This is a genomic window from Stenotrophomonas sp. SMYL20, from assembly GCF_036320045.1.
GTDB classification, from domain to species: Bacteria; Pseudomonadota; Gammaproteobacteria; order Xanthomonadales; family Xanthomonadaceae; genus Stenotrophomonas; species Stenotrophomonas maltophilia_A.
The window spans coordinates 29,209-38,008 of the sequence record NZ_JAWIRT010000025.1 but is presented as its reverse complement, the minus strand read 5'-3'; the positions used below and the strand labels follow the sequence as shown (position 1 = coordinate 38,008).

Below are 8,800 nucleotides of genomic sequence, written 5' to 3'. Positions count from 1 at the left end.
GGTGTTGGGCGTCGGTGTCTTCGCGGGCCGCCCGCGGCCCGGCCCCCCCCCCCCCCCCCCCCCCCCCCCCTCGACTCTACAGAACAGCGAGAAGCAAGCGAGCATATGGAAGCGCGACGAAGCGCGGGGCCGGTGTTACCCGTAGCCGCCGTGCACTGGATTGTGGCTACGCACGGCCATCACCAACCCGAAGCCGGCCAGCAGCGAGACCGCCGAGGTACCGCCATAGCTGATCAGCGGCATCGGCACGCCCACCACCGGCAGCAGGCCCGAGATCATCCCGCCGTTCACCAGCACGTAGACGAAGAACGCCAGGCCGGTGGCGCCGGCCAGCAGGCGCGAATAGGAATCGCGCGACTGGCTGGCGATCCACAGGCAGCGCCCGATCACCACCAGGTACAGCGCCAGCACGGTGGCCACGCCGATCCAGCCGAACTCCTCGCTCAGCACCGAGAACGCGAAGTCGGTGGTCTGCTCGGGAATGAAGTTCAGATGCGACTGCGAGCCCTCGCCCCAGCCCTTGCCATCGAAGCCGCCGGAACCGATCGCGATCTTCGACTGGATGATGTTCCAGCCGGCTCCCAGTGCATCCATCTCCGGGTCCAGGAACATCATGATGCGGTCCTTCTGGTACGGCCGCAGCAGCCAGAACCAGGCCACCGGCGCGACCGCAGCCACGCCACCCACGCCCAGCCCGACCCACCACCACGGCAGGCCTGCCAACAGCAGCACGAACACGCCGCTGGCGGCGATCAGCACACCGGTACCGAAGTCCGGCTGCAGCATCACCAGGCCGGTCGGTACGCCGATGATGACCAGGGACACGAGCACGGTATTGAAGCGCGGTGGCAACGGCATCTTGTGCAGGTACCAGGCCACCATCATCGGCAGGCTGACCTTGAGCAGCTCGGCCGGCTGCAGGTAGAAGAATTTCAGGTCGAGCCACTGCCGGCCGTATTTGCCGGTGCCCAGCACGAACACCGCCAGCAACGGGATCATCGAGATCGCGTAGATCATCGGCGTAGCCGAACGGATGCGCAGGATCGGTACCCGTGAGATGCCCCACAGCGCAGCCATGCCCACTGCGAAGCGCGCGCCCTGGGCCATTACCAGGCTGTCGCCGCCCGCGCTCTTCAGCGTGGCCAGGCCGATCAGCATCAACGCGCCCAGGGCCAGGCACAGTACCCAGTCCAGCGTGCTGAAGAAGCGGCGCAGCATGTCGCCGGCCCAACGCAGGAACACTCTCATCGTGCGGGCTCCGCGGTGGTCGGGCGTGGCGTGGCCGGCAGCGCGGCGGCGGCCGGCGTCACCGGCTGCGGTGCCGGTTCCGGCGCAGGCACGCCAATCAGAACGGGGTGTTCCCCCAGTTGTGCCGCAGCAAGGTCACCGGCCTGGCGCGCGCCCACATCTTCGTTGTCGAATGCGGTTGCACCGATGGCGGTGGTGCCGCGCTCGCTGTCCAGCGGCTGCATGCCTTCAGGCATCTTGCCCAGCAGATAGGCATCAAACACCTTGCGGGCGATTGGTGCGGCCGCCGCACCGCCGTAACCACCACCTTCCACCGCGATCGCCAGCGCGATCACCGGCTGGTCGACCGGCGCGAAACCGACGAACAGCGCGCGGTGGCGCAGGTGCATCGGCAGGCTCTTCGGGTTCACTGCAGCGGTGCCCTTGCGGCTGACGACCTGCGCGGTACCGGTCTTGCCGGCCATCGTGTACGGCGCGCCGGCCGCCATTCGCGCAGCGCTGCCGCCAGGCAGCATGGTGGCCATCATGCCTTCGCGCACCGCCTGCAGGTTGTTCGGGTTCGGGCTGACCGGTTTGCTCTCGCCCGGGTCGGTCGCCATCCAGTCATGGTCAAACCCCGCACGCTGCTGGATCACCAGATGGGGCGTGCGCAGCTGCCCGTTGGCCAGCCCACTGACGCCCCGCGCCAGCTGCAGCGGAGTGACCTTCCAGTCACCCTGGCCGATGCTGATGTTGACTGTATCACCCGGATACCAGGCTTCCTTGCGGCTCTTCCGCTTGTAGGCCGGCGACGGCAGGATGCCGCCGATCTCGCCGGTCAGGTCGATGCCGGTCGGCTGGCCGAAGCCGTAGTACTCCATGTAATGGTCGAAGCGCTCGATGCCCAGATCCAGCGCCAGCTTGTAGTAATACGTGTTGACCGATTGCGCGATCGACTTGCGCAGGTCGGTCCAGCCGTGGCCGCCGCGGTGCGAGTCACCCCAGCCACGCGAGGTGCCGGGCAGGTAGAACATGCCGGTGGACAGCACCTTGTCTTCCGGGCGGCGCACGCCCGAATCGAGGCCAGCCAGGCCGATCAGCGGCTTCAGCGTGGAACCGGGCGCGACGCCACCGAGCACCAGGCGGTTGAACTGCGGCCGCGACGGGTTGTCGTTCAGCGCCTTGAAGTCGGCATGGGAAATACCGTTGACGAACAGGTTGGGGTCGTAGGACGGCAGGCTGACCATCGCCAGCACTTCGCCGGTGCGCGGGTCCATCGCCACCGCCGAGCCTTCCTGGTCGCCGAAGGCGGCCACCATGGCGCGCTGCAGGTCGGCGTCGATCGACAGCCGCAGGTCGGCGCCGGACTGCGCGGCGACGCGGCCGATGGTGCGGATCGCACGGCCCTGCACGTTGGTCTCGACCTGCTCGTAGCCGACCTTGCCGCGCAGCTGCTGCTCGTAATAACGCTCCAGGCCGGACTTGCCGATGTGGGTCAGCGCGGCATTGCCCTCGCCGAGGATTTCCAGGTCCTTGTCATCGACGCGGCCGACGTAACCGATGATGTGCGCGAACAGATCGCCATAGGGATAGCGACGGGTCAGGTAGGGTTCCAGCTCGACGCCGGGGAAGCGCCAGCGGTCGACGGCAAAGCGCGCCATCTCCTCGTCGCTCATGCGCAGCTTCAGCGTGACCGGCAGGAACTTGCGGCGCGCCTTGCGCGACTTGTTGAACGCTTCCAGTTCTTCCGGGCTGATGCTGATGATCTTCGCCAGCCCTTCCAGGGTGGCGTCCATGTCCTTGACCTTGTCCGGGGTCACGTCCAGGCGGAAGGCCGGCACGTTCTCGGCCAGCAGGCGGCCGTTGCGGTCGTAGATCATGCCGCGCCCGGGCACCACCGGCCGCGGCTTGATGCGGTTGGCTTCCGAGCGCGTGGCGTAGACGTCGTGGTCCAGCACCTGCAGCTTGAAGTACCAGCCGCCCAGGCCCAGCAGGCAGACCAGCACACCCAGGAAGCCCAGCGCCGCGCGGCGGCGGAACTGTTCGGCTTCGGCATGCGGATTCTTGACCTGGCGGCGCGGAATCATGGCTCAGCGCCCGCGCTTGCCGAAGCGCACCGCGTCCAGCAGCACGAATACCAGCGGCCACAGGCCCATGCCCAGCAGCGGTGCCCACCAGTACGACCACGGCAGGGTCGGCTCATCCACCACGATGTGGACCAGCGCGCTGACGATGCGGTCGTTGAACAGCAGGCCGCCGATGGCCAGCATCTGCTGGGACATCGGGAAGAAGCGGATGCGGGCGCGGAAGCGCTGCAGGATGAAGGCCAGCATCACCAGCCGCAGCGACTGTTCGCCGAGTACACCGCCGTACAGCAGATCGGCGATCACGCCACTGGCGAAAGCGACGCCCAGGCCGACACGCTCAGGCGCTTCAATCACCCAATAGGCCAGCACCAGCGCCAGCCAGTATGGGCGCAGCGGCTGCAGCAGCGCCGGCAACGGCAGCAGGCCCAGCAGCAGCGCCACCACCAGGCTGGCCGGCAGCACCCACGGGTTGTCGCGCAGGCGGCTCATCGCTGGGCCTCCGGCGTGGTCGGTTGCCGGCCAGCGGCCGGCACTACCGTCGCCGACCCAGCATCGGGTGGAGAGCCCCCCTCTTGTTGAGGGGGGCGCGCCGAAGGCGCGGGGGTAAGGTGGGATGCCCCCCCGGCAGCCTGGTTTGCCGAAGGCAAACTTGGCTGAAGCAATTCGCCTGCCGCAGGCAAGCGAATTGCCGCGCCCGGGCGCAGCAGCAGCACGTCGCGGCCGCGGTCCAGCTGCGCCGCCGGCTTCAGTTCGCCGACCAGGAAGGCGTGCGTGTCGTCCGGGCGCAGGCCGGTGATGGTGCCGACCGGGAACCCGGCCGGGAAGCGGCCACCGAGGCCGGAGGTGACGATCTCATCGCCCACTTCCACGCCGGCGCTGAGCGGGATGTCGCGCAGTTCCAGCTTGTCGCCGCGGCCGTAGACGATCAGGCGAACGCCGTTGCGGGCCACCGTCACCGGCACGGCATGGTCGGGGTCGGTCAGCAGCAGCACGGTGGAGGTACCACCAGTGACGCTGATCACCTGGCCCATCAGACCGCCGGCATCGATCACCGCCTGGCCGACGTGCACGCCTTCGCGGCTGCCGGCGTCGAGCACCAGGCGCTGCTTCACCGGATCCAGGTCGATGTCCAGGATCGGCGCCAGCTGCACGTCCAGGCCACTGCGCTCGGCCACGTTCAGCAGTTCACGCAGCTGGGCGTTGTCCAACGCGGCGGTCTGCAGGCGGGTCAGGCGGGCGTTGGCCAGCAGCAGCTGGTTGCGCAGTTCACGGTTCTCGTTGACCAGCTGGCCGTGGCTGGCCGCCGAGTCCTTGACCTGGTTGCCGAGCTTGCCCGGCAGTCCCGCCAGTGCCCATACCGGCTGCACCAGGCTGTTGGCCTGCCCGCGCAGCTGCGCAAGCCAGCCGGCCTGGTCGTCAAGCACGATCAGGGTGATGGCCAGTGCGAGATAAGCCAGCAGACGCAGCGGGCTGGCGGCATCACCGGATCGGGAAGCAACGGGAGGTCCGGCGTAGGGCGGCACGGCAACGATTCAACTGGCAGAAGGCGGAAGGGAAACACGCGGACGCCCCGCCGGTGCCGGCCTACCCTCATGGTGGGCCGCACCCCGGAGGGGCGCTGCGGGCGCAGGCAGCCGGGACGGCTTATTCCGGCGCAAAGAACTCGTTGCCGTGCATGTCGACCAGCTCCAGCGCACGGCCACCGCCGCGGGCCACGCAGGTCAGCGGATCGTCCGCCACCTGCACGTGCAGGCCGGTTTCCTCGGAAATCAGGCGGTCCAGGTCACGCAGCAGGGCGCCACCACCGGTCAGCACGATGCCGCGCTCGGCGACGTCGGCGCACAGTTCCGGCGGGGTCTGTTCCAGCGCCAGCTTGACCGCGCTGACGATGCCCGACAGCGGCTCGTGCAGGGCTTCAAGCACCTCGTTGGAGCTGATCTTGATCATCTTCGGCACGCCCTCGGCGAGATTGCGGCCGGAGATTTCCATCTCGATCACTTCCGCCTGCGGGTAGGCGCAGCCCAGCTCGACCTTGATGCGCTCGGCGGTGGCTTCGCCGATCAGCATGCCGTGGTTGCGGCGCACGTAGTTGGTGATCGACTCGTCGAAGCGGTCGCCGCCGATGCGGACCGAGGCCGAATAGACGATGCCGTTGAGCGAGATCACCGCAACTTCGGTGGTGCCGCCGCCGATGTCGATGACCATCGAGCCACGGGCTTCGGTGACCGGCATGCCGGCGCCGATCGCGGCGGCCATCGGCTCTTCGATCAGGAACACGTCACGGGCACCGGCTTCCTCGGCCGATTCCTTGATCGCGCGGCGCTCGACCTGGGTCGAGCCGGCCGGCACGCAGACCAGCACGCGCGGGCTCGGGCGCAGCACGCGCGACTTGTGCACCTTCTTGATGAAGTGCTTGAGCATCGCCTCGGTGTAGGTGAAGTCGGCGATGACGCCGTCCTTCATCGGGCGGATGGTGGTGATGTGGCCCGGGGTACGGCCAAGCATCTGCTTGGCTTCGGCGCCTACGGCTGCCACCGAGCGGGTACCACCAATGGCACGGTCCTGGCGCACGGCCACGACCGACGGCTCGTTCAGCACGATCCCCTGCCCGCGCACGTAGATGAGGGTGTTGGCCGTGCCCAGGTCGATGGACAGGTCGTTGGAGAACATGCCACGGAGTTTCTTGAACATCTGAGGAAGGAGTCCTGAGGGGTGTCGTGCCCGCCGCGGGATGGCGAAAAAATGGGCAGAAATCGAGGCCGACAAGCCTAGCAACCCGCCTGCCGCCGAGCAAGGAAAAAACTAGCTGAACCCGCGTCTTCACAGGCTTTCGGCCTGATCGGGTCTCACCCGGTTCTGGCCCTGAGCGGCACCAGCGGGTAACCTTTGCGCCGTCGGGCGCCCAAGGGCGCCGTTTGCTTGCCCGCCGAACCGGGCCGGCCCACCCCAAAATTCACCGCATAGGCTTACATCGATGTCCGCTCTGATCTGTGGTTCTCTTGCCTTCGACACCATCATGGTGTTCCCGGACCAGTTCAAGAATCACATCCTGCCGGACAAGGTGCACATCCTGAACGTGTCCTTCCTGGTGCCGCGCATGCGCCGCGAGTTCGGCGGCTGCGCCGGCAACATCGCCTACAACCTGCACCTGCTGGGCGGCCAGCCGATCCCGATGGGCACCGTGGGTTCGGACTTCGGCCCGTACCGCGAATACTTCGACGGCCTGGGCATCGACCTGTCGCGCGTGCGCGTGATCGATGAGCTGTTCACCCCGCAGGCGTTCATCACCACCGACCACGACAACAACCAGATCACCGCCTTCCACCCGGGCGCGATGATGCGCTCCTACGAGAACCACGTGCGTGGCGTACCGGGCGTGACCCTGGGCCTGGTCGGCCCGGACGGCCGCGAAGGCATGATCCAGAACGCGCAGGAATTCCACGAAGACGGCATTCCGTTCATCTTCGACCCGGGCCAGGCCATGCCGCTGTTCAACGGCCCGGAGCTGCGCGCGTTCATCGAGCAGGCCGACTACGTGGTGGTCAACGACTACGAGTCGAATCTGCTGCAGGAACGCACCGGTTGGGACGAGAAGGAGATCGTCAGCCGGGTCAAGGCCTACATCACTACCCGTGGCCCCAAGGGCGCAGTCATCCACACTCCGGAAAAGAGCTACGACATCCCCCCGGCGCACGAGCGCCGCGTGGTCGACCCGACCGGCTGTGGCGACGCATTCCGCGCCGGCCTGATCTACGGCATCCAGAAGGGCTACGACTGGCTGACCATCGGCCGCATGGGCAATCTGATGGGCGCGCTGAAGGTCGAGCACCCGGGCACGCAGAACCAGCGCTTTACCTTTGACGAGTTCAACGAGCAGTTCAAGCAACAGTTCGGTTACGCGCTGGGCGCGTAAACCGAACTGCCCGCGCATCTGCTCGGTGGGTGTCGACCTTGGTCGACACGCTGTGCCTTGGTAGGTGTCGACCTTGGTCGACACTGCCGGCCAGCGGCCGGCACTACCCCTTCTGCTGCCAGGCGGCCAACAGGTCGCGGCAATCGGCGAAATGCCAGTCGGCACTGCCCGGCCACGGGTTCTCCGGCAGGTTGACCAGCACGGTATGGGCGCCCGCGGCGCGCCCGCACTCCAGGTCATAGGCGTGGTCTCCGACCATCACCGCCTCCGCAGCCCCGATTCCCCAGCGTCGAAGATGCTGCTGCAGGCCATCCGGCGACGGCTTGGGCACCGCTTCATCGCGGCCGATGATGTCGGCATCGTCGAACAGTTCCCCGACCCCGATCGCGTCCAGGGTCAGCTTCGCCAGCGCATGATCGTTGCGGGTCAGGATGCCCAGCCGGCAGCCCGCCGCCGCCAGCGCGCGCAGCAGCTTCACCGCGCCCGGTGCCGGCAGCGCGTCCTCGGCCAGCGTGCGCTCGTGATCCAGCAGCCACTCACGCTTGGCCTGCGCCGGTGCATCCGGCAGCGCCGCGATGTGGTCGAGGATGTCTTCCTCCGCGGCGATCTCCAGCGCGCGGCGGATCGCGGCGAAGTCATGCACGGCCACCGTCAGTGTGCCGTCCATGTCGAACACCCAGTGCCGGATCGCGGACAACGCGTGCACTGCGCTGCCCGCCGCAACCATCACTGCCACCACTGCGGCATGCGGCTGGCGTCGACACCACCGGTTTCGAACACGGCGGTACGCGTGCCGCCGGCCTTGACCGGGAACTCGATGCTGATCGACTTGCCCTTGCGCGCCAGCTTCCACAGCGCCTTCTGGTCGGTGATGAACAGCGCGATGGCTTCATCGGTCTTCGGGCGCCAGGCCGCCATGGAAATCGGCTTGCCGTCGTCCACGGTCACCTTCACCGTGCACTGCGGGCAACGGAAATCGCCGGCCTGCAGCACCAGGTAGGCATGCCGCTTCCACTCCGGATGATCGCGGAACACCAGCTGCACCGGCTTGGCACCGCTGCCATCCACGTCCACCCGTTCCTTGCTGTAGATCTGCGCCGAAACCTGGTTGCCCTTGTTGCCCACCGGGATCTGGTTGTACTGCCACAGCGCCTGCATGCGGCGCAGGTCGCGCGCAGCATCGCCCTTGGCCTTGACCTCGTCGAAGCCGGCGGCGATGCGCTCGGCGGCGGCGGTGTCCTTGTACTGGTCCAGCAGCGAGGCGCCATGCAGGCGCGCACGCTCCCAGTCCTGTGCGGCCACGGCCATGTCGTACTGCTTGGCCACGTCTTCGGCCTTGGCTTCCTTCTGTGCCTGCACGGCGGCAGCGGCGGTTTCCTGCGCCTTGCGCTCTTCCTCGGGGTTGCTGCAGGCAGCCAGGGCCAGGGTGCAGGCGGTGAGCAGGATCAGTCGTTTCATGGCGGAGGTCCTTCGTGTTTTCGCATATCTGTAGAGTCGGGGGGGGGGGGCGGGGGGGGGGGGGGCGGGGGGGCCGCCGGGGGGGCGCGAAAAAATCCCCCCGGGGGGGCCCGCG

8 protein-coding genes are annotated in these 8,800 nt (G+C 67.7%); 1 reads left to right on the top strand and 7 read right to left on the bottom strand.

Features of this window, described 5'->3' with window-relative positions:
• Positions 1 to 135: 135 nt before the first annotated feature.
• The 5 genes from rodA to V3B48_RS17505 all read right to left on the bottom strand — a co-directional run bounded on the left by rodA (position 136) and on the right by V3B48_RS17505 (position 6,005).
• Positions 136 to 1,248 carry a rod shape-determining protein RodA gene (gene rodA, locus V3B48_RS17525; protein ID WP_285303241.1) on the bottom strand — a complete coding sequence of 371 codons (1,113 nt, stop codon included), beginning with the start codon at positions 1,246 to 1,248 and terminating at the stop codon, positions 136 to 138.
• Positions 1,245 to 3,314 carry a penicillin-binding protein 2 gene (gene mrdA, locus V3B48_RS17520; protein ID WP_329894144.1) on the bottom strand — a complete coding sequence of 690 codons (2,070 nt, stop codon included), beginning with the start codon at positions 3,312 to 3,314 and terminating at the stop codon, positions 1,245 to 1,247. Before mrdA ends, rodA begins: the two co-directional genes overlap by 4 nt.
• A 3-nt stretch (positions 3,315 to 3,317) precedes the next feature.
• Positions 3,318 to 3,803, bottom strand: coding sequence for a rod shape-determining protein MreD (mreD, locus tag V3B48_RS17515; protein WP_032130319.1), 486 nt, complete (start codon positions 3,801 to 3,803; stop codon positions 3,318 to 3,320).
• A complete protein-coding gene (gene mreC / locus V3B48_RS17510; protein WP_329894143.1) occupies positions 3,800 to 4,837 on the bottom strand; it encodes a rod shape-determining protein MreC in 1,038 nt (345 codons plus the stop codon). Before mreC ends, mreD begins: the two co-directional genes overlap by 4 nt.
• Before the next feature lie 121 nt (positions 4,838 to 4,958).
• On the bottom strand, positions 4,959 to 6,005 hold the full coding sequence (locus V3B48_RS17505; RefSeq protein ID WP_005419402.1) for a rod shape-determining protein: 1,047 nt from the start codon (positions 6,003 to 6,005) through the stop codon (positions 4,959 to 4,961).
• Between the two features lie 283 nt (positions 6,006 to 6,288).
• Here V3B48_RS17505 and V3B48_RS17500 point away from each other — a divergent pair, with 283 nt between their 5' ends.
• Positions 6,289 to 7,227 (top strand): carbohydrate kinase family protein, encoded by a 939-nt coding sequence (locus V3B48_RS17500; RefSeq protein WP_014038522.1) that lies wholly within the window; start codon positions 6,289 to 6,291, stop codon positions 7,225 to 7,227.
• Between the two features lie 103 nt (positions 7,228 to 7,330).
• Here V3B48_RS17500 and V3B48_RS17495 read toward each other — a convergent pair whose 3' ends face one another.
• The gene (locus V3B48_RS17495) at positions 7,331 to 7,954 is read right to left on the bottom strand and encodes an HAD family hydrolase (protein WP_329894149.1); all 624 of its coding nucleotides are present in this window, start codon (positions 7,952 to 7,954) and stop codon (positions 7,331 to 7,333) included.
• Positions 7,954 to 8,685 (bottom strand): hypothetical protein, encoded by a 732-nt coding sequence (locus V3B48_RS17490; RefSeq protein ID WP_329894142.1) that lies wholly within the window; start codon positions 8,683 to 8,685, stop codon positions 7,954 to 7,956. Before V3B48_RS17490 ends, V3B48_RS17495 begins: the two co-directional genes overlap by 1 nt.
• Between the last annotated feature and the right edge of the window lie 115 nt (positions 8,686 to 8,800).

Bases quoted from the DNA above. Each gene is read 5' to 3' on its own strand.
- mrdA (WP_329894144.1), bottom strand. From the start codon at position 3,314: ATGATTCCGCGCCGCCAGGTCAAGAATCCGCATGCCGAAGCCGAACAG.
- V3B48_RS17500 (WP_014038522.1), top strand. From the start codon at position 6,289: ATGTCCGCTCTGATCTGTGGTTCTCTTGCCTTCGACACCATCATGGTG.
- V3B48_RS17495 (WP_329894149.1), bottom strand. From the start codon at position 7,954: ATGGTTGCGGCGGGCAGCGCAGTGCACGCGTTGTCCGCGATCCGGCAC.
- mreD (WP_032130319.1), bottom strand. From the start codon at position 3,803: ATGAGCCGCCTGCGCGACAACCCGTGGGTGCTGCCGGCCAGCCTGGTG.
- V3B48_RS17505 (WP_005419402.1), bottom strand. From the start codon at position 6,005: ATGTTCAAGAAACTCCGTGGCATGTTCTCCAACGACCTGTCCATCGAC.
- V3B48_RS17490 (WP_329894142.1), bottom strand. From the start codon at position 8,685: ATGAAACGACTGATCCTGCTCACCGCCTGCACCCTGGCCCTGGCTGCC.
- rodA (WP_285303241.1), bottom strand. From the start codon at position 1,248: ATGAGAGTGTTCCTGCGTTGGGCCGGCGACATGCTGCGCCGCTTCTTC.